Source organism: Isoptericola sp. BMS4 (assembly GCF_011634835.1).
GTDB lineage: Bacteria > Actinomycetota > Actinomycetes > Actinomycetales > Cellulomonadaceae > Isoptericola.
In genome coordinates this window covers 1,729,127-1,754,586 of sequence record NZ_SIRP01000001.1, presented here as the reverse complement: position 1 = coordinate 1,754,586, position 25,460 = coordinate 1,729,127, and the positions used below count along the sequence as shown (strand labels likewise).

Annotated in this window: 24 protein-coding genes; 7 read left to right on the top strand and 17 right to left on the bottom strand. The window is 74.7% G+C overall.

The genetic code is table 11. The features are described 5' to 3' along the window. The 3 genes from EYB28_RS07760 to EYB28_RS07750 all read left to right on the top strand — a co-directional run bounded on the left by EYB28_RS07760 (position 1) and on the right by EYB28_RS07750 (position 3,270). Positions 1–651: a nucleoside triphosphate pyrophosphatase gene (locus EYB28_RS07760; protein ID WP_166846332.1), complete on the top strand. Its 651-nt coding sequence runs from the start codon at positions 1–3 to the stop codon at positions 649–651. 179 nt (positions 652–830) lie between these two features. Then, a complete protein-coding gene (locus EYB28_RS07755) occupies positions 831–2,621 on the top strand; it encodes a biotin carboxylase N-terminal domain-containing protein (protein WP_166846330.1) in 1,791 nt (596 codons plus the stop codon). Between the two features lie 121 nt (positions 2,622–2,742). After that, positions 2,743–3,270 carry an NUDIX domain-containing protein gene (locus EYB28_RS07750; protein WP_166846327.1) on the top strand — a complete coding sequence of 176 codons (528 nt, stop codon included), beginning with the start codon at positions 2,743–2,745 and terminating at the stop codon, positions 3,268–3,270. Positions 3,271–3,288: 18 nt separating this feature from the next. Here the strand turns inward: EYB28_RS07750 and EYB28_RS20605 are convergent, their stop codons facing one another. The 3 genes from EYB28_RS20605 to EYB28_RS07735 form a co-directional block, all read right to left on the bottom strand. Then, a complete protein-coding gene (locus EYB28_RS20605) occupies positions 3,289–3,669 on the bottom strand; it encodes a dihydrofolate reductase family protein (protein ID WP_370459504.1) in 381 nt (126 codons plus the stop codon). Positions 3,670–4,014: 345 nt separating this feature from the next. Further along, positions 4,015–5,094 carry a protein kinase family protein gene (locus EYB28_RS07740; protein WP_166846325.1) on the bottom strand — a complete coding sequence of 360 codons (1,080 nt, stop codon included), beginning with the start codon at positions 5,092–5,094 and terminating at the stop codon, positions 4,015–4,017. 11 nt (positions 5,095–5,105) lie between these two features. Beyond that, a complete protein-coding gene (locus EYB28_RS07735; RefSeq protein ID WP_166846322.1) occupies positions 5,106–6,593 on the bottom strand; it encodes an NAD(P)H-quinone dehydrogenase in 1,488 nt (495 codons plus the stop codon). A gap of 118 nt (positions 6,594–6,711) precedes the next feature. Here EYB28_RS07735 and EYB28_RS07730 point away from each other — a divergent pair, with 118 nt between their 5' ends. Both EYB28_RS07730 and EYB28_RS07725 read left to right on the top strand, forming a co-directional pair. After that, positions 6,712–7,560 carry a purine-nucleoside phosphorylase gene (locus EYB28_RS07730; RefSeq protein ID WP_166846319.1) on the top strand — a complete coding sequence of 283 codons (849 nt, stop codon included), beginning with the start codon at positions 6,712–6,714 and terminating at the stop codon, positions 7,558–7,560. A 45-nt stretch (positions 7,561–7,605) separates the two neighbouring features. Next, positions 7,606–9,444 (top strand): phospho-sugar mutase, encoded by a 1,839-nt coding sequence (locus EYB28_RS07725; RefSeq protein ID WP_166846316.1) that lies wholly within the window; start codon positions 7,606–7,608, stop codon positions 9,442–9,444. A 27-nt stretch (positions 9,445–9,471) separates the two neighbouring features. Here the strand turns inward: EYB28_RS07725 and EYB28_RS07720 are convergent, their stop codons facing one another. The 14 genes from EYB28_RS07720 to EYB28_RS07655 all read right to left on the bottom strand — a co-directional run bounded on the left by EYB28_RS07720 (position 9,472) and on the right by EYB28_RS07655 (position 24,417). Continuing rightward, positions 9,472–10,299: a siderophore-interacting protein gene (locus EYB28_RS07720; RefSeq protein ID WP_166846314.1), complete on the bottom strand. Its 828-nt coding sequence runs from the start codon at positions 10,297–10,299 to the stop codon at positions 9,472–9,474. 49 nt (positions 10,300–10,348) lie between these two features. Next, positions 10,349–11,752, bottom strand: a complete 1,404-nt coding sequence (locus EYB28_RS07715; RefSeq protein WP_166846311.1) for a hypothetical protein — start codon at positions 11,750–11,752, stop codon at positions 10,349–10,351. Next, positions 11,749–12,396, bottom strand: coding sequence for an ATP-binding cassette domain-containing protein (locus tag EYB28_RS07710; protein WP_166846308.1), 648 nt, complete (start codon positions 12,394–12,396; stop codon positions 11,749–11,751). The genes EYB28_RS07715 and EYB28_RS07710 overlap by 4 nt, the downstream gene beginning before the upstream one ends. Positions 12,397–12,406: 10 nt before the next feature. Then, positions 12,407–13,138: a deoxyribose-phosphate aldolase gene (deoC, locus tag EYB28_RS07705; RefSeq protein ID WP_166846305.1), complete on the bottom strand. Its 732-nt coding sequence runs from the start codon at positions 13,136–13,138 to the stop codon at positions 12,407–12,409. Next, positions 13,135–14,238, bottom strand: coding sequence for an adenosine deaminase (locus tag EYB28_RS07700; protein WP_166846302.1), 1,104 nt, complete (start codon positions 14,236–14,238; stop codon positions 13,135–13,137). Before EYB28_RS07700 ends, deoC begins: the two co-directional genes overlap by 4 nt. Positions 14,239–14,247: 9 nt before the next feature. Next, entirely contained in the window at positions 14,248–14,523 is a 276-nt protein-coding gene (locus EYB28_RS07695) for a hypothetical protein (RefSeq protein WP_166846298.1), read from the bottom strand. A 148-nt stretch (positions 14,524–14,671) separates the two neighbouring features. Continuing rightward, positions 14,672–15,970 carry a thymidine phosphorylase gene (locus EYB28_RS07690; RefSeq protein ID WP_166846295.1) on the bottom strand — a complete coding sequence of 433 codons (1,299 nt, stop codon included), beginning with the start codon at positions 15,968–15,970 and terminating at the stop codon, positions 14,672–14,674. A gap of 2 nt (positions 15,971–15,972) precedes the next feature. Next, entirely contained in the window at positions 15,973–16,401 is a 429-nt protein-coding gene (locus EYB28_RS07685) for a cytidine deaminase (protein ID WP_166846292.1), read from the bottom strand. Between the two features lie 4 nt (positions 16,402–16,405). Next, on the bottom strand, positions 16,406–17,710 hold the full coding sequence (locus tag EYB28_RS07680; RefSeq protein ID WP_166846289.1) for an ABC transporter permease: 1,305 nt from the start codon (positions 17,708–17,710) through the stop codon (positions 16,406–16,408). Further along, positions 17,707–19,110 (bottom strand): ABC transporter permease, encoded by a 1,404-nt coding sequence (locus EYB28_RS07675; protein WP_370459453.1) that lies wholly within the window; start codon positions 19,108–19,110, stop codon positions 17,707–17,709. The genes EYB28_RS07680 and EYB28_RS07675 overlap by 4 nt, the downstream gene beginning before the upstream one ends. After that, positions 19,107–20,627: an ABC transporter ATP-binding protein gene (locus EYB28_RS07670; RefSeq protein WP_166846285.1), complete on the bottom strand. Its 1,521-nt coding sequence runs from the start codon at positions 20,625–20,627 to the stop codon at positions 19,107–19,109. Before EYB28_RS07670 ends, EYB28_RS07675 begins: the two co-directional genes overlap by 4 nt. Before the next feature lie 88 nt (positions 20,628–20,715). Continuing rightward, positions 20,716–21,816: a BMP family protein gene (locus tag EYB28_RS07665; protein ID WP_166846282.1), complete on the bottom strand. Its 1,101-nt coding sequence runs from the start codon at positions 21,814–21,816 to the stop codon at positions 20,716–20,718. Between the two features lie 220 nt (positions 21,817–22,036). After that, positions 22,037–23,275 (bottom strand): amidohydrolase, encoded by a 1,239-nt coding sequence (locus tag EYB28_RS07660; RefSeq protein ID WP_166846279.1) that lies wholly within the window; start codon positions 23,273–23,275, stop codon positions 22,037–22,039. After that, positions 23,272–24,417 (bottom strand): mannose-1-phosphate guanylyltransferase, encoded by a 1,146-nt coding sequence (locus EYB28_RS07655; protein ID WP_166846277.1) that lies wholly within the window; start codon positions 24,415–24,417, stop codon positions 23,272–23,274. Before EYB28_RS07655 ends, EYB28_RS07660 begins: the two co-directional genes overlap by 4 nt. A 173-nt stretch (positions 24,418–24,590) precedes the next feature. On the opposite strand from EYB28_RS07655, the gene sdhC reads away from it, so the two are divergent. Together sdhC and EYB28_RS07645 are read left to right on the top strand one after the other, a co-directional pair. Beyond that, positions 24,591–24,974: a succinate dehydrogenase, cytochrome b556 subunit gene (sdhC, locus tag EYB28_RS07650; RefSeq protein ID WP_166846274.1), complete on the top strand. Its 384-nt coding sequence runs from the start codon at positions 24,591–24,593 to the stop codon at positions 24,972–24,974. Continuing rightward, a complete protein-coding gene (locus EYB28_RS07645; RefSeq protein WP_166846271.1) occupies positions 24,974–25,450 on the top strand; it encodes a succinate dehydrogenase hydrophobic membrane anchor subunit in 477 nt (158 codons plus the stop codon). Before sdhC ends, EYB28_RS07645 begins: the two co-directional genes overlap by 1 nt. Positions 25,451–25,460: the final 10 nt, after the last annotated feature.

Sequence of the window (25,460 nt, the reverse complement as noted above, 5' to 3'; positions counted from 1 at the left end):
GTGACGCACCTCGTCCTCGCCTCGAAGTCCCCCGCCCGCCTGGCCACGCTGCGTTCGGCCGGCGTCGAACCCACCGTCGTCGTGTCCGACGTCGACGAGCCGGCGGTGCTCACCGGGGCGCGCGAGCGGTTCGGCGGGCTGGACCCGGCCGACGCCGTCCTGGTGCTCGCCCAGGCCAAGGCCGAGGCGGTGGCGCGCCGGCTCGAGGACGGTGACGAGGACTCCTCCGCGCTCGTCCTCGGCTGCGACTCCATGCTGGAGCTGGACGGCGAGGTCGTGGGCAAGCCCGCCGACGCCGACGAGGCGCGCGCCCGCTGGCGGTCGATGCGCGGCCGCTCCGGCGTCCTGCACTCCGGGCACTGGGTCGTGGACGCGCGCGAGCCCGGCGACGGCGGCACGGGCGCGACCCTCGGGGCCACGAGCTCCACGACCGTGCACTTCGGCGACGTCGACGACGACGAGATCGACGCGTACGTGGCGACCGGCGAGCCGCTGCACGTCGCGGGCGCGTTCACGATCGACGGCCTGGGCGGCCCGTACGTCGAGCGGATCGAGGGCGACCACCACGGCGTCGTGGGGGTGAGCCTGCCCCTGCTGCGCGAGCTGCTCGGCGAGCTCGACGTGCGGTGGAGCGCTCTGCGCGCACGCTGAGCGGGGCGGCCGCGCACTGCCGATTCCACCAACCGACCGGCACCCGGACCGCGCCCACGGGACGAAACAATGTCGAATCCCTCCAAACGGCCGCGATCCGGGTTGGTACCCGGCACAGACTTCTCCGCGGGCGCCGCGGCGAGTGCCTGAGCACGGGGGCACCCGCGTTACCGTGAGCCGTGCCCACCATCAGCAAGGTCCTCATCGCCAACCGCGGTGAGATCGCCGTCCGTGTCGCGCGCGCGTGCACCGACGCCGGTCTCGCGTCCGTCGCCGTGTACGCCGACCCCGACCGGGACTCGATGCACGTGCGGCTCGCCGACGAGGCGTTCGCGCTGAACGGTCAGCGCGCCGCCGAGACGTACCTCGACGCCGACAAGCTGCTCGACGTCGCGCGCCGCTCCGGCGCCGACGCCGTGCACCCGGGCTACGGGTTCCTCTCCGAGGACGCCCGGTTCGCCCAGGCCGTCCTCGACGCCGGGCTCACGTGGATCGGCCCCCCGCCCGCCGCGATCGAGTCGCTGGGCGACAAGGTCAGCGCCCGGCACATCGCCCAGGCCGCCGGCGCCCCGCTGGTCCCCGGCACGGCCGACCCGGTGGCCGGCGCCGACGAGGTGCACGCGTTCGCCGCGGAGCACGGCCTGCCGGTGGCGATCAAGGCGGCGTTCGGCGGCGGCGGGCGCGGCCTCAAGGTCGCCCGCACGGACGAGGAGATCGACGAGCTGTACGAGTCCGCGGTCCGGGAGGCCACGGCGGCCTTCGGGCGGGGCGAGTGCTTCGTGGAGCGGTACCTCGACCGGCCGCGGCACGTGGAGACGCAGTGCCTCGCGGACACGCACGGCAACGTCGTGGTGGTCTCCACCCGCGACTGCTCGCTGCAGCGCCGCCACCAGAAGCTCGTCGAGGAGGCGCCGGCGCCGTTCCTCACCGCGGCGCAGGAGGCCGAGCTCGACCGGGCGTCGAAGGCGATCTTCCGCGAGGCGGGCTACGTGGGTGCGGGCACGTGCGAGTTCCTCGTCGGCCTGGACGGCACGCTGTCGTTCCTCGAGGTGAACACCCGCCTGCAGGTGGAGCACCCGGTCACCGAGGAGGTGACGGGCATCGACCTGGTGCGCGAGCAGCTGCGCATCGCCGCGGGCGAGGAGCTCGGCTACGACGCCACGACCGTGCGCGGGCACTCGTTCGAGTTCCGGATCAACGGCGAGGACCCGGCGGCCGGGTTCCTGCCCTCCCCCGGGACCGTGAGCACGCTGCGCTGGCCGTCGGGGCCGGGCGTGCGCGTCGACACGGGCGTGGTCGAGGGCGACACGATCTCGGGGGCCTTCGACTCGATGATCGCGAAGCTGATCGTCACGGGCGCGTCCCGCGAGCAGGCGGCCCAGCGTGCGCGCCGCGCGCTGGACGAGCTCGAGATCGCGGGCATGCCGACGGTCGTGCCGTTCCACCGCGCGGTGCTGGACGCCCCGGACTTCGTCCCCGCCGGCGACGAGCCGTTCCGCGTGCACACGCGCTGGATCGAGACCGACTTCGCCGACACGGTGGCCGGGCTCGCCCCCGCCGTGCCGGCGCCGGCTCCCGAGGCCGAGGAGCCCGAGGAGGCCGAGCGGGTGGTCGTGGAGGTGGGCGGCCGCCGGCTGGAGGTCGTGCTGCCCGCCGGCCTGGGGGTCGCGGCGGGCCGCGCCCGCCGCGCGAACGCCGCCCGGCGCCCGGCGCGTCGCAACGGTGGCTCTCGGGCCGCCGGCGGGGCGGGCGGCGACACGCTCGCCTCCCCCATGCAGGGCACGATCGTCAAGGTCGCGGTGTCCGAGGGCGACACGGTCGCCGAGGGGGACCTCGTCGTCGTGCTGGAGGCGATGAAGATGGAGCAGCCGCTGCTGGCGCACCGCTCGGGCACGATCCGGTCGCTCGCGCTGGAGCCCGGTGCGGGCGTGACGGCGGGCCAGTCGATCTGCGACATCACCACCGACTGAGGCGGAGGTGCAGCGCAGGGTGAGGGCCGAGGAACGAGGCACTCGCCCGTAGCGGAACCGCAGCCTCTGTCGGCAACGGGCACCGACTGAGGTATCCCCCGTCCCCCGGTAGCCTGGCGGCGTGCCGAGCCCACCGTCCCCGCCCACGACCCTGCACCGTCACGCCGGGGACGGGTGGGTGACGTGCGGCGACCACCGGCACTGGGGGCTGTACGGCGCGGCGGGGCTGCTGCTGGCGCGGCGCGCCGCTCCCGCGGCCGGCCGGCCGGGGCCGGTGACCGACGTGGTGCTGCAGCACCGGGCGCTGTGGTCGCACGAGGGCGGCACCTGGGGGGTGCCGGGCGGGGCACTGGCCCCCGATGAGTCCGCCGTGGACGGCGCGCTGCGCGAGTCGCTCGAGGAGGCGGCGATCCGGCCGGAGCACGTGCACGTGGTGGGCACGCACGTGCTGGACCACGGCCCGTGGGCCTACACGACCGTCGTGGCCGACGTCATGCCCGGCGCCCGGGTCGAGCCGACGGCGGCCGACCCCGAGAGCCTCGAGGTGCGGTGGGTCGGCGTGGACGAGCTCGACCGGCTGCCGCTGATGCCCGCGTTCGCCGACGCCCTGCCGGCGCTGCTCGGCCTGCTGGGCCCGTCGCCAGACTAGGTCCGGTCACGGAACGGGTCAGCGATGCCAGAACACGTGATGGGTGACGCCACTCGGACTCGGCACGACGTCGTGGTGGAAGCGGTCGTCCAGCTCGTCGGGCGAGTCCCACAGACGCGAGCCGGCCCCGATCTCGACGGGGGCGACGGCGACGTGCAGCGTGTCGACGAGATCGGCGTCGAGGAACTCCCGGACGACGGTCGCCCCGCCCCCGAGGCGGACGTCCTTCCCTCCGGCGGCCTCGCGTGCCTGCTCCAGGACGGTGGCCGGGTCGGCGTCGACGAAGTGGAACGTGGTGTCCGAACGAAGTGGAACGTGGTGTCCGACAACGTGAACGACGGGCGCGGGTGGTGCGTCATGACGAACACCGGGGTGTGGAACGGCGGCTCGTCGCCCCACCAGCCGCGCCAGTCGTGGTCGGCCCACGGGCCCCGCTGCGGCCCGAACTTGTTGCGACCCATGACCTCGGCGCCGATGTTCCGGTGGAAGTCTCTGGTGAAGTAGTCGTCGAGGCCCCGGCTGCCGCCCGGCTCGGTCCGATTGGGCCAGCTCGCCGTCGCGCCCGCCCACGAAAACATGATCCCCGGGTCGGCGTCGCCGAACGGACGCTCGAGACTCTGGTGCTCGCCCGCACCGAAACCGTCGCTCGAGACGTTGAAGTTGTGGACTCTGAGCAGCTGGGACATGCTTCTCCCTCGGTTCGCCGGTCGTTGTCGAAGGGGTGACGACGACGATCCTGCGAACTCATCGGTGACGGCCGACCAGGTCCTGCGGTTCGGCCAACGCGTTCCGGAGGGCCTCCGACGGGTACGACGCCCCCGTGCACTCCTGCCGGAACCTCCGGGCGAAGTCCCCCATCGCCGCCGCCGCGGGGCCGTGCCGCAGGAACAGCGCCGCGACCGCCTCCGGGGCGTCCTCCGGGACCACCCCGCGGGCGCAGGCCTCCACGAACGACCGGCGCTCCTCCGGCCCGTACCCGTACAGGGCGACGGCCAGCCAGCTCACGAGGGACGAGGCGGCGTAGGCCCGGTCGTAGTCGCGGTGCTCGGCGACGAACGCGGCCTCGCCCGCGTCGAGCTCGAAGCGGGACGAGACCGCGAGGCCGTAGTCGGCGACGTAGAGCCGTCGCCCGTCGGTCAGGACGTTCTCGAAGTGGGCGTCCAGGTGCAGCAGGCCGCGGGCGTTCATGAACGCGATGCCGGCCCGGAGCTCGTCGTCCACCATGGCGCAGGCACGCTCGGCGGCCTGGCCGCCGGCGGCGACCTGGTCGCCGAGCCAGTCGTGGAGGTTCCACGGGACGTGCTCGAGGAACAGCACGAGGCTCGCCGACGACTGCCGCAGGGCCTCGATCCGCCGGCGGACGGCCGCCCCGCCTCCCCAGGCGGCGACCGCCCGCTCCACGTCGGCGAGCTCTGCGGGCAGCGGCGCGCCCCGGTCCGGCAGCACCCGCCAGTAGTACGTCAGGGGGAAGCCCTCGTGCTCGCCCGCGAGCACCCAGCCCGTCGTCATCGTGTGCACGGCCAGCTCCCGCCAGGCCCCGAACCCGGGGCTGCCGATCGCACCGATCCCGTAGTGGCAGCGGTCCGGGAGCCCGAAGAGGTTGGCCGTGGACCGGACGTTCTCCGGCCGTCGTTCGAGGTCGGTGAGGCGCACCTGCTTGACGAAGACCGGGGTGCCCTCGACCTCCAGCAGTCCGGTCCTCCCGCCGATGCCGGACCCGACCGGTGCGGCGGCGTCCACGAGGTCGCGCAGCCCGTGGTCGCTGTAGAGCGAAAGGGCGGTGGACACCGCCCCGTGGGCGGCCACCCGCCGTTCGCGTGACATGCCGGAGCGGCCTAGTGCACCTGGCGGTGCAGCACGCGTGCCGCCTCGGCCACGGACCCCGCGAGCGACGGGTAGACGGTGAACGCCTCGGCGACGTCGTCGACGGTGAGGCGGTGCGCGACGGCGAGCGTGATGGGGAAGATCATCTCGCTGGCGCGCGGCGCGACGACCACGCCGCCGAGCACCACGCCGGCCTCGGGGTGGGCGAACAGCTTGACGAAGCCGTCGCGCATGCCGAGCATCTTCGCGCGCGGGTTGCGCGCGAGCGGCAGCGTCGTCGTGACGTAGCGCGACCCCTGGTCCCGCAGGCGTTGCTCGCTGTACCCCACGGTCGCGATCTCGGGGGCGGTGAAGATGTTCGCGGCCACCTGGCCGAGCTTCAGCGGCACGACGGCGTCGCCGAGAGCGTGCGACATCGCGATGCGGCCCTGCATGGCGGCGACGGACGCGAGCGGCAGCTCGCCGGTGCAGTCGCCGGCCGCGTAGATGCCGCGCACGGACGTGCGGGAGACCTTGTCGACGGCGATGTGACCCGACCCGGTGACCTCGACGCCGGCCGTCTCCAGCCCCAGGCCCGCCGTGGACGGCACGCCGCCGACGGCGATGAGCACGTGCGAGCCGGTGACGACGCGCCCGTCGGTGAGCGTGACGGCGACGCCGTCGTCGGTGCGCTCGGCGGAGGCCGCGCGCGAGCGGGACATGACCGTCATGCCGCGCGAGCGGAAGACGCCCTCGATGAGCTCCGCGGCGTCCATGTCCTCGCCGGGCAGCACGCGGTCGCGCGAGGAGACCAGCACGACGTCGGTGCCGAGGGCCTGGTAGGCGCCGGCGAACTCGGCGCCGGTCACGCCGGAGCCGACGACGACGAGCCGCTCGGGCAGCTCGTCGAGGTCGTACAGCTGTGTCCAGGTGAGGATGCGCTCACCGTCGGGCTGCGCGGTCGGCAGGGTGCGGGGCGTGGCGCCGACGGCGAGCAGGACGGTGTCCGCGTCCCGGGCGGTCGTGGTGCCGTCGGCCTGCTCGACGACGACGCGGGCGGGCCCGTCGAGCCGCCCGGCGCCCGTGAGGATCTCGACGCCCTCGCGCTCGAGACGGGCGCGGATGTCGGCGGACTGGGCGGCGGCGAGCGCGAGCACGCGCGCGTTGACGGCCTTGAGGTCGACGACGTCGCGTCGCGGGGAGTCGGTCGGGAGGTGGTCGGCGCGGATCCCGAGCTCCGGGCCCTGCTCCGCCCCGGTGAGCCACTCGGCCGTGGCGATGAGCGTCTTGGAGGGCACGACGTCGGTGAGGACGGCGGCGCCGCCGAGGCCGTGCCGCTCGACGACGGTGACCTGGGCGCCGAGCCGGCGGGCGACGAGCGCGGCCTCGTAGCCGCCGGGCCCGCCGCCGACGACGACGACGCGCTGGCTGCGGGGGTCCGCCGACGTCGCGCCGGGTGCGGCAGAAGGTGCGGCGGCGGGGGCGGTGGTGTCCGTGGAGGAGGGGTTCGCGGTCGGCACGCGACCATTGTGACAGCCGCCGGCAGCACGGCAGGCAGCACGGCAGGCGCCGGGGCGAGCAGCACCGCGGTCCAGCGAGGCAGGGCGGACGCCACCCGACCGGGATACGCTCGGGACCATGAGCACGACGACCGCAGTCCCGGACCTCGACGACCCGAGCACCGACCCGTTCGACGTCGCACGGGCCGCCGCCGACCACATCGCCGAGGCGACCGGCGTCGCCGGGCACGACGTGGCTCTGGTGCTCGGTTCGGGCTGGGGCGGGGCCGCCGAGCTCGTCGGCGACGTCGTCGCGGAGGTCCCCACGCATGAGATCCCGGGGTTCGCGAAGCCGTCCGTCGTCGGGCACGGGTCGACGACACGCTCGATATGCGTGGAGCGGCCCGACGGCTCGGTGCGTCACGCCCTGGTGATCGGCGGGCGCACCCACCTGTACGAGGGCCGGGGCGTGCGGCGGGTCGCGCACGGGGTGCGCACCGCCGCGGCCACGGGGTGCGAGACGGTGGTGCTGACCAACGGCTGCGGAGGCCTGCACATCTCCTGGCGGCCGGGCCAGCCGGTGCTGCTGCGCGACCACCTCAACCTCACCGGGACGTCGCCGCTGGAGGGCGCGACGTTCGTCGACCTCACGGATCTGTACTCGCCGCGGCTGCGCGAGATCGCGCGCCAGGTGGACACGGAGCTGCCCGAGGGCGTGTACGCCCAGTTCCCCGGCCCGCACTACGAGACGCCGGCCGAGGTGAAGATGGCGGGGCTGATGGGCGCCGACCTCGTCGGCATGTCGACGACGCTCGAGGCGATCGCCGCCCGGCACGCCGGCATGGAGGTGCTCGGTATCTCGCTGGTGACCAACCTCGCCGCGGGCATCAGCCCGCAGCCGCTGTCGCACGAGGAGGTGCTGGAGGCGGGGCAGAAGGCGGGGCCCCGGATCAGCGACCTGCTCGCCCGCATCGTCAAGTCACTCTGACACCGTGACACCGTCCCGACCCGTCTGCGCGAAGGAGCGGAGGCCATGACGAGCCTCGACACCGACGACCCGGCGTTCGACCCGACGGGCGGCGACCGCGGCGCGGGGATGCCGCTGGACCTGCTGCTGGACCGGGCCGAGACGTGGATGCGGCACGACGTCGACGAGGACGACCGCGCGGAGCTGGCCGAGCTCACCCAGGCCGTGGCGTCCGGCAGGCCGGGGGCCCGGCGGGCGGCCGAGGCCGAGCTGCGCGACCGGTTCACGGGCAGCCTGCAGTTCGGCACGGCGGGGCTCCGCGGGGCGATGGCCGCCGGCCCGAACCGCATGAACCGGGCCGTGGTGGTGCGTGCCGCCGCGGGCCTGGCCGCGTACCTCACCGAGACGCTGGGGCGGCGTGCCACGCCGCGCGTCGTCATCGGCTACGACGCCCGGCGCCGGTCGGCGGACTTCGCGACGGACACCGCGGGGGTCCTCGTCGCCGCCGGGGTCGAGGCCCTGCTGCTGCCGTCGGCGCTGCCGACGCCGGTGCTCGCCTTCGCGGTGCGCCACCTGGCCGCGGACGCGGGCGTCATGGTCACGGCGAGCCACAACCCGGCCGCGGACAACGGCTACAAGGTGTACCTGGGCGGGCGGGTCGTCACGGACGCCGGCCAGGGGGTGCAGATCGTCCCGCCGCACGACGCCGGGATCGCCGCGCGCATCGCGGCCGTGGGGCCGGCGTCCGAGGTCCCGCGGGCCGACTCGGGCTGGACGGTGCTGGACCGGGAGGTCCCGCTCGCGTACCTGGAGAGCGTGCGCGCCCTGTCGGACGGTCGGCCCCGCACCCTGCGGCTCGTCACCACGTCGCTGCACGGGGTGGGTGGCCGGGTCCTCGCGCGGGCGCTGTCCGACGCCGGGTTCACGGACGTCGTCCCGGTCGAGGAGCAGCTCGACCCGGACCCCGACTTCCCCACGGTGCGGTTCCCGAACCCCGAGGAGACGGGGGCGATCGACATGGCGCTGGGGCTGGCGTCCGACGTGGGCGCCGACCTCGTGATCGCCAACGACCCCGACGCCGACCGGTGCGCCGTGGCGGTGCGCGACGAGACAGTCGGGACGTACCAGGGCGCCGAGACGGCCCGCTCGCACGGGTGGCGGATGCTGCACGGCGACGAGGTCGGCGCCCTGCTCGGCCGGGAGATCGTCTCGCACGGGCTCGGCGGCCGCCCGCCGGCGGGCGGCGACGGCGCGCGCCCGGTGCTGGCGTCGTCGGTGGTGTCGTCCCGCGTGCTGTCGTCGATCGCGGCGCACCACGGGGCCGGGCACGCGACCACGCTCACGGGTTTCAAGTGGATCGCCCGCACGCCTGGCCTCGTCTTCGGGTACGAGGAGGCGCTGGGCTACTGCGTCGACCCCGACCACGTGCGGGACAAGGACGGCATCAGCGCGGCGGTGGTGATGGCCCAGCTCGCCGACCGGCTCAAGGCCGAGGGACGGTCGCTGACCGACGCCCTCGACGACGTCGCCCGGGAGAACGGGCTGTTCCTCACCGACCAGGTCTCCGGCCGGTTCGCCGACCTCGCGCGGATCGGCGCGACCATGTCCCGCCTGCGGTCGGCGCCGCCGCGGACGCTCGGGGGCGCCGGTGTCGCGGAGGTGCTCGACCTGGCGGACGGCGTCGACGGGCTGCCGCCCACCGACGGGGTGGTGCTGCTCGCCGCCGACGACACCCGCGTGGTCGTGCGCCCGAGCGGCACCGAGCCGAAGGTGAAGTGCTACCTCGAGGTGGTCGAGCCGGTCACCCCCGACGCGACCTCGTACGAGGTGGGGCGGCTCCGCGTCGCGGCGCGGGGGCGCCTGGACCGGGTCGCGGCGGACATGCGCGCCGCGCTCGGCCTCTGAGGCCGGGACGGCCCGCAGGCGGGGCCCTCAGGCGGTGACGAGCGTCCCGTCGAGGGCGGCGTCGTCCTGCTCGACGGCGGCCACCCAGTCGCGCTTCACGGCGCGCCACGCCTCGTCGTCGTGCCCGCGACGCCAGTACCCGGACGCGGACAGCCGCTCCCGCGGGACGGCGAGCTCCGCGCGGGCCCAGCGCCGCAGGTCGCGGACGCAGGACGCCTCCCCGTGCAGGAAGGCGTGCGGCACGCCCGCGGGCAGGCGGCCGGCGGCGTGCGCGTCGGCGACGACGGCGGGCAGGTCCCGGGCGCCGACGTCCGCACGGTGCACCCACGTGACGTGCAGCTCCGCGGCGGAGGCCAGCTCCTGCTCCTCGGCGGCGGAGCCCACCTCGAGGTACACGTGCGCGACGGCGCCGGCGGGCAGCGATTCGACGGCGGCGGCGACGGCGGGCAGCGCGGACTCGTCGCCGACGAGCAGGTGCCAGGGCGCCAGCGGGTCGGGGGCGTAGGTCCCGCCCGGGCCGAGGATCGTCACGGGGTCGCCCACCGCGGCGCGCGCGGCCCAGGGGCCGCCGAGGCCCTCGTCGCCGTGCACCACGAGGTCGATGTCCCACTCGCCGCCCCGCGCCGCGCGGATCGTGTACGTGCGCACCACGGGGCGCGCGCCCTCGACGGGCGGCTCGCCCAGCACGAGCTTGACGTAGCGGTCCGTGCAGCCGGTGACATCGGCCGCCGCCAGGTCGGGCCCGGCGATCGTCACCCGCACCATGTGCGGGGTGAGGCGGCGGACGGCCGTGACAGTCGCGTGCCGCGGAGGGGAGCTCTTGCGTGCGGGAGATGCTGCGGAGGTGTCACTCATCGTGAGGTGAGCCTAACCTACTGAGGGTGCGGCCTGGCAAGACCCCGGATCACGCCCGCACGAACCGGCGCACCCCCGCGGACACGAGCCAGGCGGCCACCAGCAGCGCCACCACGACCGCCCCCGGCGACGCGGCCGTCCCGTCACCGCCCGTCCGGTGCATCAGCCACGCCGCGCCGGTCACCACCAGCCAGCCGCGGACGTACCAGGCCCCGAGGACGAGCATCGACGCGTCGCCGGCCGGGGTCATCATCGGCGTGAAGAGTCCTGGCGGCGCCGCCGTCGCGCCCGCGACCCACAGGCGCGCCGCCAGCACCACCACGAGCACGGCCACCACCGGCACCGCCACGGACCACGCCGACGGGCCGAGCGCCGCCGTCGCCGCCGCGGCGAGCGCCGTGACCGCCAGCGCCACCAGCCCCGGCACGACGGCGTGGGCGGCGATCACCCGCGGCACCGAGCCGGGCAGCAGCGCCCCGGGCTCCGGCTGGGCCGCCATCGCGCGCAGCCCGGCGCACCACGTGGCGGCCGCGCCGTACAGCACGCACGCCCCGGCGACCGTCGCGAGCGGCCCCGCGACCGCGCCCAGTACCACCAGGACGGCGCCGAGCACCCCGGCCACGACCGACCACGCGGCCGCGGCGGGCCGGCGGCGCAGACCGAGCAGGTCCCGGGCGGCGACCGGCGCACGCCGCAGCAGGGCGCGCGGGAGCGTCGCCCGCCGTCCGGCGTGGACCTGCGGCCCGAGCACCCCGGCCACGGCACCCGAGTCCCCACCGAGCAGCCCGACGCCCGCGGTCGCCGACCGCCGGAACCCTGCGGCCGCGGCGTCCACGTCGAACCGCCCGCGGGCCGTCTGCGCCGCCGCCCCCACGGCGAGCGGCACCTGGGCGAGCACCGCCGCACCGGCGCCCCAGACCCCGACCAGCCCCGGCGGCGCCCCGGCACCGTGCGCGACCGCCGTCACGACGAACGCCCCGGCGGCCGCGGCCCCCGCCGCCAGCGCCACGGCGCGCCGCCAGAGCACCTCCCGGACGCGGAACTGCCCGGCGAGGACGAACGTCGCCTCGGGCGGGCTCACCCACACCGGCCCGCCCGCGCGGGCCGCGACCAGCCCGCCCGCACAGGCGGCGGCCGTTCCGAGCACCGCGACCGCGGCGAGCGCCGCACCGTGCCGCGACGCGGGCAGGCCGGCCAGCAGCGTGCCGGCACCCGCGACCGCCGACCAGAGCATCGGCCCGTACACGAGGCCGAGCAGCACCACGCCGTAGACCAGGTACACCCGGTCGTGCGGGTCGGCGCCGGACTCCGCCGCGCGGGCCAGCACGGCGCGCCGCCGCAGCGAGCGCACCCAGCGCCTCCAGCGCCGGTACGGCACCCGCGTGCCGTCGTCGGTGCCGGCACCCCGGTCGGGCGCGGCCGTCCCGGCACGCTCCGGGCCGCGGGCCGTCATCGCGCGCCGGGGGCCGCGAGCTCGACCTCGCCGCCGCGGCGAGCCAGGTCGGCGCGCAGGTCCGGGTCGTGCGTCGCCACCAGCACCGTGCGTCCCGCGTCCGCGGCCCTGGCGACCATGCGCCGCGCCGCGGCGCGCCAGCGGGCGTCCAGCCGCTGCTCGGGCTCGTCGAGGAGCACCAGCCGCGACGGCCGGTACAGCGTCGTGACCAGCGCGAACATCTGCGACTCCCCCGACGACAGCTCACCGGGCAGCTGGTCGCGCACCCGCGTCAGCTCGGCGTCGGCGAGCGCCTCGTCCACGCCCGGGCCCCGGTGGCGGCCCGCCCACGCCGACGACACGAGCCGCAGGTGCTCGGCCACCGTGAGGTCCGGGTAGGCCGCCAGGCCGCCCAGCAGCAGCGCCACGTCCGCGCGCCGGCGACGGCGCGCCTCGACGGCCGGCAGACCCAGCACCTCGACCCGGCCGGACGTCGGCGCGTCCTTGCCCGCGACGAGCCGCAGCAGCGTCGACTTGCCGCTGCCGTTCGGCCCCACCACCGCGCGCGCCTCGCCGGGGGCGAGCCGCAGCGAGGTCGGTCCGAGCACCTCGACGGTGCCGTGGGTGCGGGTGGCGGAGTCGACCTCGACGATCACCTCACCCACCGGGTCGCCCTCAGTAGCCGGAGTCCGCCGCGGGCCGCGGGCCGCCGTCCTCGGCGAATCCTGCCAGCACCCCCGCCGTCCCCGACAGGCCGAGCCGGGTCGCGCCGGCGGCGACCATCGCGAGCGCGTCGTCCAGGGTCCGCACCCCGCCCGAGGCCTTGACGCCGAGGCGTCCGCCGACCGTGGCGGACATCAGGCCGACCGCGTGGACGGACGCGCCGCCCGCCGGGTGGAAGCCCGTGGACGTCTTCACGAAGTCGGCGCCCGCCGCCTCGGCGGCGCGGCACACCGCGACCACCTGCTCGTCGTCCAGGGCCGCCGACTCGATGATGACCTTGAGCACCTTGTCGCCCGGGACGGCCGCGCGCACAGCCGCCACGTCCGCCTGCACGAGGTCGAAGCCGCCCGCACGCGCGGCACCGACGTCGATCACCATGTCGACCTCGTCGGCGCCGTCGACGACCGACCGGGCCGCCTCCGCCGCCTTGATGTCGCTCGCGTGCTTGCCGGACGGGAAACCGCACACGGTTGCGACCGCGAGGCGGCCCGCAGCAGCCTCGACGGCGTGCGCGACGAACGTCGGCGACACGCACACGGAGAACACGCCGAGCCGCGCGCCCTCCTCGACCAGCGCCGTGACGTCGGCCGCCGTCGCCTCCGGCTTGAGCAGCGTGTGGTCGACGTACCGCGCGAGCTCCGCGGCCGTCGTCGGGATCGGGTGCCCGGTGCGCTCGTCGGTCATCGCTGGGCCCCCTCGAGCCGCTGGTAGCCGGGCAGGATCACCTGGTCGACGAGCTCGCGGCGCTCGTCGTGGTGCACGAAGGCGCTCCACGCCGCCGTCATCGTCACGTCGGCCAGGTCGTCGATCGTCCAGCCGGCCTCCGTGACCAGCCGCGTCATCTCGTGCGTCATCGACGTGCGCGACATCAGCCGGTTGTCGGTGTTGAGCGTGACCGCGAAGTCGAGCTCCTTGAGACGCGTGATCGGATGGGTCGCGATCGACTCCGCCGCACCGGTCTGCAGGTTGGAGACCGGGCACACCTCGAGGGTGACCTGGTGGTCGCGCACCCAGTGCGCGAGCGGCCCGAGCTCCGCGGTCCGTTCGCCGCCGTCGCCCGTGCCGAACGTGATGTCGTCCGCGATCCGCACGCCGTGGCCGATCCGGTCCGCCTGCCCGAGGTGCACGGCCTGCGCGATCGAGTCGAGGCCCGCGGCCTCCCCCGCGTGGATCGTCGTCGGGAAGTTCTCCTCGGCCAGGAACCGCCACACCCCCGCATGCCGGTCCGGCGGGAAGCCGTCCTCGGGGCCCGCGATGTCGAAGCCGACCACGCCGGCGTCCCGGTAGGCGACGGCGAGCTCGGCGACCTCCTGCCACCGGTCCGTGTGCCGCATCGCCGTGACGAGCTGGCCCACGCGGATGATCCGGCCGTGCGCCGCCGCCTCGCGGATGCCCTCGTCGATGCCCGCCTGCACGGCCTCCACCGTCTCCGGCAGCGTCATGCCGCGGCGCAGGTGCTGCTCCGGCGCCCAGCGCTGCTCCGCGTACACGACGCCGTCCGCGGCGAGGTCGAGCACCGCCTCGCGGGCGACCCGGGCCAGCGCCTCCGGAGTCTGCATGACCGCGATCGTGTGGTCGAACGTCTCGAGGTACCGCTCCAGCGACCCGGAGTCCGCCGACTCGGCGAACCAGGTGGCCAGGGCCTCCGCGTCGGCGGCGGGCAGCTCGTGCCCCACCTCCGCCGCGAGCTCGAGCACGGTGGCCGGTCGCAGGCCGCCGTCGAGATGGTCGTGCAGCAGGACCTTGGGCAGGTCGGGGATGAGATCGACGAGGGCTTGCGTCATGGGGCCAACCTACCGGCCGTCGTCCCCACCGCCGGCATCGTCCCCGCCCGCCTCGTCGTCCGCCCCGTCGGCCGGCTCGTCGAGGCCGGGCACCACCTGGGACTGCTCCACGACGTCGGCCTCCGCCGCCGCGCCCTCGAGGTCCGGGCGGGCCGTCCCGGGCCGGTACTCCTCCGGCCGCTCGTCGTCCGCGTCCGGCGCGTCCCGCACCTCCTCGACGAGGTTCGTGCCGTCCGGGTCCTCCAGCCCGGCGTCGCGCCAGGCGTCGTCAGGAAGCGTGCTCATCATGGGCTCCTTCCGGTCGGGCGATCACGTGGAACCATCGTGGCCCCGGCGGCATCCCCGCGCCACGTGAGTCGTCAGGCTCTCGTGCCGTTGTACGGCCACCAGGGTCTGACGACGCGCGGCCCCCACCCTCCGCTGCGTCTCCGTCTCAGCCGAGGCGGTCGAGCACGAGCGGGGCCGCGTCCACGGCGCCGGCGTCGTCCGCGACGTCCCACGCGCCGTCGAGCGCCGCCCGCGCGCGGTCGAACCGCTCGGGGGTGTCGGTGTGCAGGGTCAGCAGGGGGCGGCCCGCCTCCACCGGCTCGCCGGGACGCACGTGGATCTCGACGCCGGCGCCCGCCTGCACCGCCTCGTCACGCCGGGACCGCCCGGCGCCCAGCCGCCACGCCGCGACGCCCACCGCGAAGGCGTCCAGGCGCGCGAGCACGCCCGACCGGTCGGCCACGACGTCCAGCCGCTCGCGCGCCACCGGCAGCGGCGCGTCCGGGTCGCCGCCCTGGGCGGCGATCATGCGCCGCCACGTCGCCGCGGCGCGTCCGTCGGCGAGCGCGGCCCGCACCTCGGCCTCCGGCGTCGGGCGCCCCGCCCCGGCGAGCATCTCCACCGCGAGCGCGACCGTGAGGTCGACGACGTCGTCGGGCCCGCCGCCGGCGAGCACCTCCAGCGACTCGCGCACCTCGAGGGCGTTGCCGGCAGTACGCCCCAGGGGCGTCGCCATGCCTGTGAGGAGCGCGACGGTGCGCACCCCGGCGTCCATGCCCAGGTCCACCATCGTGCGTGCCAGCTCGCGCGCCGTGGCCAGGTCCTTCATGAACGCGCCGGAGCCGACCTTGACGTCGAGGACCAGGGCGCCCGTGCCCTCCGCGATCTTCTTGCTCATGATCGAGCTCGCGATCAGCGGCACCGACTCGACGGTGCCCGTGACGTCCCGCAGCGCGTACAGCTTCCGGTCGGCCGGGGCCAGCCCGGCACCGGCCGCACAGACCACGGCGCCGACGTCCTCCAGCTGCGCCATGAGCTCGTCGTTCGTCAGCGCCGCGCGCCAGCCCGGGATCGACTCGAGCTTGTCCAGCGTCCCGCCCGTGTGCCCGAGCCCGCGCCCCGAGAGCTGCGGGACCGCGACACCGAACGACGCCACGAGCGGCGCGAGCGGCAGCGTGATCTTGTCGCCGACGCCGCCGGTCGAGTGCTTGTCCGCCGTCGGCCGCGACAGCCCGGAGAAGTCCATCCGCTCGCCGGAGGCGATCATCGCGCCGGTCCAGCGGGCGATCTCGACGCGGCTCATCCCGTTCAGCAGGACTGCCATCGTCAGCGCCGACATCTGCTCCTCGGCCACCACCCCGCGGGTGTAGGCGTCCACCACCCAGTCGACCTGCGCGTCCGACAGGGCCAGCCCGTCCCGCTTGGCCCGGATCACGTCGACGGCGTCGAACGGCTCGTGCGGCATGCTCACTCCTCCTCCGCGCCCCGGCCGCGCACCCGGTCGAGGTCGTGCGCACCGAACGCGTCGGGCAGCACCTCGGTCATCGGCACCGCGCCCCGCGGCGAGTCCACCAGCAGGCCCGGCCCGCCGTGCTCCCACAACAGCTGGCGGCAGCGGCCGCACGGCATGAGCCGCCCCCCGTCGCCGTCCACGCACGTGAACGCGACCAGGCGGCCCCCGCCGCCGGCGACCAGGTCGGAGACCAGGCCGCACTCCGCGCACAGCGTCACGCCGTACGCGGCGTTCTCCACGTTGCAGCCCACCACGACGCGGCCGTCGTCGACCAGCCCGGCCGCACCCACGGGAAAGCCCGAGTACGGCGCGTAGGCGCGGGTGGCGGCATCGGCCGCGGCCGCGCGCAGCGCCACCCAGTCGACAACGTCCCGCTGGTCCATCCGGCTACTCCTTGGTGTACGGCGTGGCCAGCGCCGCGGGCGGCCGCGACCGCCCGACGAGACCGGCGACGGCGAACAGCGTCACCAGGTACGGGAGCATGAGCATGAACTGGCTCGGCACCGGCGACCCGACGACCGCGAGGACGTTCTGCAGGTTCGTCGCGAAGCCGAACAGCAGCCCCGCGAGCGCCGCACGCACGGGGTTCCACTTGCCGAAGATCATCGCGGCCAGCGCGATGAAGCCCGCGCCCGCGGTCATCTCCCGGTTGAACTGGTTGATCGACACCACCGTGTAGAACGCGCCGCCCATGCCGCCGACCGCGCCGGCGATCAGCAGCGCCCGGTACCGCGTGCGCAGCACGTCGATGCCGACCGTGTCCGCGGCCCGCGGGTGCTCGCCGACGGCCCGGAGCCGCAGGCCCCAGCGCGTGCGGAAGAGGGCGAACCACACCGCCGGCACCACGAGGAACATCAGGTACACGACGATCGTCTGGTCGAAGAGCACCGGCCCGATCACGGGGATCCGCTCGAGGAACGGGATCGGGATGCGCTCGAAGCGCACCGTCGTGTTGAGCGTCTCGGTGTTGGGGACCAGGACCAGCGAGTAGAAGAAGCTCGTCAGCCCGATGACCAGCACGTTGAGCACCACACCGACGATGATCTGGTTCACCCGGTAGGTGATGGTGAAGACGGCGAGCACCAGCGCGACGAGCGCGGCGGCGGCCATCGCGGCGACGAGGCCGGCCCACGGGCTGTGCGTGAGGGAGCCGACCACCGCGGCGGTGAAGGCGCCGGCGAGCAGCTGGCTCTCGATCGCGATGTTGATGATGCCGGCGCGCTCGCCGATGACACCGCTGAGGGACCCGTACACCAGCGGCACGGCGAGCACGACCGCCCCGCCCAGCAGGCCCACCACCGACAGGTCGCGCGGGCTGCCCGCCGCCGCCCAGGCCAGGAAGCCCACCAGCAGGAAGACGGCGAAGACCGCCGTCGCCCACAGCGGGGTCCGGCGCCGCGCGCGGGTCGCGAGGACCGACACGACGAGCATCACGAGGGCGACCGCGCCGCAGAGCCAGGCCGTCCCCAGCCCCGGCACCACGTACACGGGGAGCTGGAAGAAGTCCCCCGCCGTGGACAGCGCGAACCGCGCGTCCCCCTCGTGCGGGGCGAGCAGCAGGAGCAGGGCGTACAGCGCCAGCACGACGGCGAGCGCGATCGACGCCTTCCAGGTCACCGTGGACACGGTGCGGCCGCGCTCCGGCCGCTCCGGCACGGTGGCGGGGGCTCCGTCGACGGTCGTCGCGCTCATGCCGACACCTCCGCGGTCGCGGTCGTCGCGCCGCCGGCGCCGCGGCGCCTCGGCGGTCGCTTCTGGCGCGGGCCGGGCTGGGGCAGGCGGAAGATCGCCCGCACCAGCGGCGGCGCCGCGATGAACAGCACGATGAGGGACTGGACCACGAGCACGATCTCGATGGGGATGCCCTCGGCGGCCTGCATCGCCGAACCACCGGCCTTGAACGCGCCGAACAGGATGCCCGCGCCCAGCACGCCGACCGGGCTGGACCCGCCCAGCAGGGCGACGGTGATCGCGTCGAAGCCGATGCCGGCGTCGATGTCCGCGCCGAAGCCCGTGGTGACGGTCCCCAGCACCTGGGTGACGCCCGCGAGCCCGACGAGGGCACCGGCGACCAGCATCACCGAGACCGTGGCGCGCGAGACGTCGATGCCCGCGACGCGCGCGGCGCGCGGGTTCTCCCCCACCGCGCGGTAGGAGAACCCGACGGCCGACCGGTTGAGCAGCCACCACACGACGACGACCGCGACCAGCGCGAGCACGAAGCCCCAGTGCAGCGGGTACCGGTCACCGAGCAGCGGCGGCAGGATCGCGGACTCCTGCATCGGCGGCGTCTTCGGGTTCGCGGACCCGGGCGCCTGCATGAGCCCCGGCGTCGCCAGGAAGTACGACAGCAGGTAGTAGGCGACGTAGTTGAGCATGATCGTGACGATCACCTCGTGCGCGCCGGTGCGTGCCTTCAGCAGGCCGGCGATCCCGGCCCACAGGGCGCCGGCGAGGATGCCGCCCACCAGCGCGAGCAGCAGGTGCAGCGGGAACGGCACCCCGGTGACGCCGAAGCCGATCCAGCCCGCGGCCGTGGCGGCCATGAGGATCTGGCCCTGGCCACCGATGTTCAGCAGGCCCGCGCGGAAGGCCAGCGCGATGCCGAGGCCCGCCGCGATGAGCGGCGTCGCGTTCGTGAGCGTCTGGGTGAGCGGCCGGATGCCCTGCGCGAACGAGTCCGCGCCGAAGTTGTACACGGCACCCTGGAACATCGCCGAGTAGGCGCCGCCGACAGCGGTCCCGACCGCCGCGAGGGTGTCGCCCGGCCGGGAGAAGAAGTACTGCGCGGCCGCCTGGACGTTCTCGTCGGTGACGACGATCATCAGCGACCCGGCCAGGACCGCGAGCACCATCGCCCCGAGCCCGACGGCCCAGCCGCCCGAGACGATGCGGCGGAACGCCTCCCGCCAGCGCTCGTCGGGCGCGGGGGGCGCCTCGGCGACGCCCTCGCGGGCCCGCTCCTGCTCGATCTCCTCGACCACGCCCGGCTCGGCGGCCGGGTCCACGTGCTCGAGCGCCTCCTCCAGGCGGTCCTCGGAGGGCTCGGCGCCGCCGCCGTCCTCCGGGTTGCCCGTGCCCTGCGCGCTCACGCGGCGTCTCCTTCGCTCTCGGGCGGGATGCCGGCCATCATCAGGCCCAGCACGTCGCGGGGGGTGTCCGCCGGCACGATGCCGACGACGGCCCCGCGGTACATGACCATGATCCGGTCGGCGAGCGCCGCCGCCTCGTCCAGCTCGGTCGAGACCACGACCACGGGCACGCCCGCGTCGCGGGTGGCGACGATCTGCTTGTGGATGAACTCGATCGACCCGACGTCGACGCCACGGGTCGGCTGCGCCGCCACCAGCAGCCGCAGGTCACGCGACAGCTCGCGCGCCAGGACGACCTTCTGCTGGTTGCCGCCCGACAGCCGGCCGACCGCGAGGTCGATGCCCTGCGTGCGCACGTCGTACTCGGCCACCTTCTCGCGGGCGAACCGGTCGCGGAGCCCCGGCTGGACCGACCCGGCCCGCACGAAGGGCGGGCCGTCGGTGCGGTCGAGGATGAGGTTCTCCGCGATGGAGAACTCGCCCACGAGGCCGTCGGTGCTGCGGTCCTCGGGCACGAAGCCGACGCCCGCGTCGAGCACCTGCCGCACGGTGCGCCCCACCAGCTCGACCCCGTCGAGCCGGACGCTGCCGGCGACGTCGTCCTGCAGGCCGAGCAGCGCCTCGGACAGCTCGGTCTGCCCGTTGCCCTGGACCCCGGCGACGGCCAGGACCTCCCCGCCGCGGACGGTGAAGCTCACGTCGTCGACGACGACGTGCCCGTCGGGGTCCACGACCTGCAGCCCGGCCACCTCGAGGGCGTTGTCCCGCAGGTGCGGCGCCTCCTTGCGGACCGTGAGCTCCACGGCCCGGCCCACCATCAGCGACGCGAGCTCGGCGTCGGACGCCGTGGGGCTGGCCTCGCCGACGACCTTGCCGTGCCGCACCACGGTGATCCGGTCCGCCACCTCGCGGACCTCCCGCAGCTTGTGCGTGATGAAGACGATGGCGGTGCCGTCGTCGCGCAGCTGCCGCATGATCCCCATGAGCTCGTCGGTCTCCTGGGGGGTGAGCACCGCGGTCGGCTCGTCGAAGACGAGCACGTCGGCGTCGCGGCTCAGCGCCTTGATGATCTCGACGCGCTGCTGCACCCCGACGGGGAGGTCCTCGACGACGGCGTCCGGGTCCACCTGGAAGCCGAACCGCGCCGAGATCTCCCGCACCTTGGTCCGCGCGGCGTCGAGGTCCAGCACGCCCGGGCCCCGGGTGGACTCGTGGCCGAGCATCACGTTCTCCGCGACGGTGAACACCGGCACGAGCATGAAGTGCTGGTGCACCATGCCGATGCCCGCGGCCATCGCGTCGCCGGGGCCGTCGAACCGCTGGACGACGTCGTCCAGCAGGATCTCGCCCTCGTCGGCCTCGTACAGGCCGTACAGGACGTTCATCAGCGTGGACTTCCCCGCGCCGTTCTCGCCCAGCAGGCAGTGGATCTCGCCCGGCTCCACCACCAGGTCGATGTGGTCGTTCGCCACGAGCGCGCCGAAGCGCTTCGTGATCCCTCGCAGCTCGAGCCCCATGCTCCGCCCTCCTGGCACGTGCGCGGGCCCCGCAGCCGCGGGGCCCGCGCAGGATGGTCACGCGACGTGCGTGCCCGTCACCACCGACTCACTCCTGGCCCTCGAGGTACGAGGTGACCTCGACCTCGCCGGAGATGATCTGCTCCTCGAGCTTCTCCACCTCGGTCATCAGCGCGGGGTCCACCTTGTCCTCGAACTCGTGCAGCGGCGCGAGGCCGACGCCGTCGTTCTCCAGCGTGCCGACGTACGGGGTCGGGTCGAAGTTGCCCTCGCCGGCCGCCAGCACCGCGTCGTGGGTGGACACGTCCATCTTCTTGAGGATGGAGGTGAGCACGTACGGCTGGGTCGACGGGTCGGTCTCGTAGAAGTCCGCGTCGACGCCGATGAGGGCGATGTCGCGCCCCGAGTCCTTGATCGCGGCGATCGCGGACTGGTAGATCGGCCCGCCGACCGGGAGCAGCACGTCGACGCCCTGGTCGATGATGTTCTGCGCGGTCGTCTTCGCCGTCTGGTTGGCCTCGAAGCCACCCGTGAAGGCGCCGTCCTCGCCACCGGAGTACCCGACGACCTCGACGTCGGCGTCCTTGGTCTCGTTGTAGTACTCGACGCCCTGCTTGAAGCCGTCCATGAAGATCGTCACGGTCGGGAACGGCTGCCCGCCGAAGGTGCCGACCTTGCCCGACTCCGAGTAGCCTGCCGACAGGTACCCGGCGAGGAACGCCGCCTGCGCCGTGTCGTACAGCAGGGGCTTGATGTTCTCCGCGTCGGTCTCGCCGTCGAAGTCGGCGTCAGCCGCGTCGTCGACGATGATGTAGTGGGTCTCCGGGTTCGCCTTCGCCGACTCGATGGTCGTGGCAGACAGCGCGAAGCCGACGGAGACGATCGCGTCGCAGTTCTGCCCGACGAGCGACTCCATGTTGGGCTTGAAGTCGGACTCCGACTGCGACTGCACGTCGATGAGGTCCGCCCCGAGCTCGTCGGCGGCCTGCTTCGCCCCCTCGAAGCTGAGCTGGTTGAAGCTCTTGTCGTCGAAGCCGCCCTGGTCCGAGACGATGCACGGCTGGAAGTCGGTGGTCGCGGTGGTCTCGCCGCCGTTGCCGCCGGGCTCCTCCTCGGGCGCCTCCGCGCAGGCCGCGAGCGCGAGCGCCGCGACACCGGCGATGGCGGTGAGCTGAACTGCTCTCTTCACCTGTCGCTCCTGTCGATCGATCACCATGCCAGGTGATGTCCGGGTGAGTGGCGAGTGACGTCACGGTGGTCACCTGACGGGTCACACGGGTGCCCGGCGGGTCGCCGGCACCGTCACGATGGCAGCCTAGCCACGCGCTCGCACGGCGCTCGCCCCTGCGGGCCCCGACGGGACAGTCGTTATCGAAGCGGTATCAACATGTGAGATCTCACGGGGCGTCTCACACCGTGGGCGCCGGGGCCCCCACGGGCTCGAGCACGAAGCGGGCCAGCAGCCTGGCCCCGTAGGCGATCGCCCGCTCGTCGACGACGAGGTCGCCCTGGTGGATGTCGTACCGCCGCTGCCCCGGCGTCCCGGTGCCGAGGCGGGCCATGGCGCCCGGCACCTTGGTGAGGTACCAGGCGAAGTCCTCCCCGCCGAGCGACTGCTCGGTGAGCACGACGCCGTCGGCGCCGAGGACCGCCGCCCCTGCCGCCTCCAGCGCCCCCGTGACCACCGCGTCGTTGTCGACCGGCGGCACGCCGCGCGCATGGCGGACGCTCACGTCCACGTCGTAGGGCGCCACGACCTGCTCCACGGCGTCGTGCAGCACCTGGCCCGCCCGCTCCCAGGCGCGCACGTCGAGGCAGCGCAGGGTGCCGCTGACGACGCCGGTCGCGGGGATCGCGTTGTAGGTGCGGCCGGCGTGCACCGCGCCCCAGGTCAGGTTGACGCCCGACCTCGGGTCGAGGCGCCGCCCCAGCACGGCGGGGACCTGCGTGATGACCTGCCCGAGCGCGTACACGACGTCGCCCGTGAGGTGCGGCCGGGAGGTGTGGCCGCCGCCGGAGGACAGGGTGACGGTGACCGTGTCGGAGGCCGAGGTGATCGGCCCGATCCGGGTGCCGACCCGCCCGACGTCGAGCTTCGGCTCGCAGTGCACCGCCGCGATGCGCTCCACGCCGTCCAGCACGCCCTGGGCGACGACGTCGTGCGCCCCGGCGTTCATGACCTCCTCGGCAGGCTGGAACACGAGCCGGACCCCGACGTCGAGCCGCCCCTCGGCGTGCAGGGCCGCGAGCGCCAGCCCGGCACCGAGGACGACGGCCGTGTGCACGTCGTGGCCGCAGGCGTGCGCGACGCCGGGGGTGGTGGACTCGAAGCCGGTGCCGCAGGAGTCCTCCAGCGGCAGGGCGTCGATGTCGGCGCGCAACGCCACCCGGCCCCTCGGTTCGACCTGGCCGTCGGCCGGCTCGGGTCCGACGTCGCAGACCAGGCCGGTGCCGTCCAGCAGCTGCGGCCGCAGGCCGGCGCGGCGCAGCCGGTCCGCGACGAGCGTGGTGGTACGCACCTCCTCGCCCGCCAGCTCCGGGTGCGCGTGCAGGTCGCGCCGGATCTCGACGAGCTCGCCCGCCAGCGTGGCGACGAGGGCGTCGAGCCGCGCCCCCGCGTCCCCCGGGGTGCTCGCGGCGGCGCTCACAGCAGGTCCTCCCGACCGCTCGCCCGCACGGTGTCGACCATCTGCCGCACCTGCTGCGCCCGCGCGCGCGTGGTGACGAGCAGGGCGTCCGGGGTGTCGACGACGACGACGTCGTCGATGCCCAGGAGGGCGACGACCCGGTCGCCGGCGGGCACCACGACCGAGCCGGCCGACTGCACGCGCAGCACGTCGCCCGCGTCGCCGTGCTCGGTCGACAGCACCTTGGAGCCGGCGTCGTCGTCCGCGGGCAGCAGGGCCGCGAGGGAGTTGAAGTCGCCGACGTCGTCCCACCCGAAGGTGCCGGGCACGACGGCGACCCCGCCGGTGGCGGCCACGGGCTCCGCGACCGCGTGGTCGATCGCGATCTTCTCCAGCCCGGGCCAGACGGCGTCCATGACGGCGTCCCGCTCCGGGGTGTCCCACGCTGCGGCGATCTCGCGCAGGCCGTCGTGCAGCGCGGGACGCAGGCGGGCCAGGTGGTCGAGCAGCACCGACGTGCGGGACACGAAGATCCCGGCGTTCCACCGGTACTCGCCCGAGGCGACGTACTCGCGCGCCGTCGCGGCGTCGGGCTTCTCGGTGAAGCCGCGGGCGTGCAGGGCGCTCGGGGCGCCCGCCACGCCGAGCGGATCGCCGCTGCGCACGTACCCGAACGCGACCGAGGGGCGCGAGGCCGCGATGCCGATCGTGGCGACGTACCCCTCGTGCGCGGCGGCGGCCGCCTCGCGGACGGCGGCGTCGAACGCCGCCGCGCCGGAGACCACCTGGTCGGCCGCGAACGAGCCGACCACGACGTCGCCGTGGCGGCGCTGCAGCACGGCGGCGGCCAGCCCGATCGCCGCCATCGAGTCGCGGGGCGACGGCTCGGCCAGCACCTCGGCGTCCGAGAGCTCCGGCAGCTGGGCGCGGGCGGCGTCCACGTGGCCCGCCCCGGTGACGAGGACGACCCCGCCCGGGCCGGTGAGCGGCCGCAGCCGGTCCACCGTGCCCTGCAGCAGCGTGCGGCCGGCGCCGGTGAGGTCGTGCAGGAACTTGGGCGACGACGCCCGCGAGAGCGGCCACAGCCGGGTGCCGGCCCCTCCCGCCGGGACGATCGCGTGAAAACCGGGGACCGGTACGTCGGGAGGGGCGGCGGCACTCATGGGGGCATGATAGTGACGCAGCGCACGGGGACGACGTCTCGGCTGTGGGATCAGTCACGAAAGGCCCGAGGTCGTGCCGGTTTGTCGGCCCCGGTGCATCACGACACGACCGGATGTCACTACAGTGATCCCGAACGGAACCCACACAGAATCCGCCAACGGAGGCTTCCCCCGTGCCCACAGCACCCGCTGGCACGCTCTACCGCGGCCGTGAAGGCATGTGGTCGTGGGTCGCGCATCGCGTGACCGGCGTGCTCATCTTCTTCTTCCTGCTCGTGCACGTCCTCGACACGGCGCTCGTGCGGGTCTCCCCCGAGGCCTACGACGCCGTCATCGGGACGTACCAGACGCCGATCATGGGGCTCGGGGAGGCCGGCCTCGTCGCCGCGATCGTCTTCCACGCCTTCAACGGCATCCGCATCGCCCTCGTGGACTTCTGGGCCAAGGGCCCGCGCTACCAGAGGGTCATGCTGTGGGTCGTCCTCGGCCTGTTCGTCGTGACGATGGCCGGCTTCCTGCCCCGGCACCTGATGAACGTCTTCGGAGGTGGGCACTGATGGCCACGACGCAGCCCGGCTCCACCGCACCCGCCGTGATCGCCGAGCCCCGCTCGCCGTACGCGCGCCGCAAGACCACCCGCGGCAACTTCGAGCTGTACAGCTGGGTGTTCATGCGCGCCTCGGGCGTGCTGCTCCTCGTGCTGATCTTCGGGCACCTGTTCGTCAACCTCATGGTCGGCGAGGGCGTGCACGCGATCGACTTCGGCTTCGTCGCGGGCAAGTGGGCCTCGCCGTTCTGGCAGATCTGGGACCTGCTCATGCTGTGGCTCGCCATGTTCCACGGGACCAACGGCGTGCGCACCATCATCAACGACTACGCCCAGCGCGACGCCACGCGCGGCGTGCTCAAGGTGCTGCTCTACCTGGCGTTCACGATCGTCGTCGTGCTCGGCACGCTCGTCATCTTCACCTTCGACCCGTGCCCCGCGGGCGCACCGGCCGACCTCCTGCCGTCGATCTGCTCCGCGAACTAAGGACTGGCTC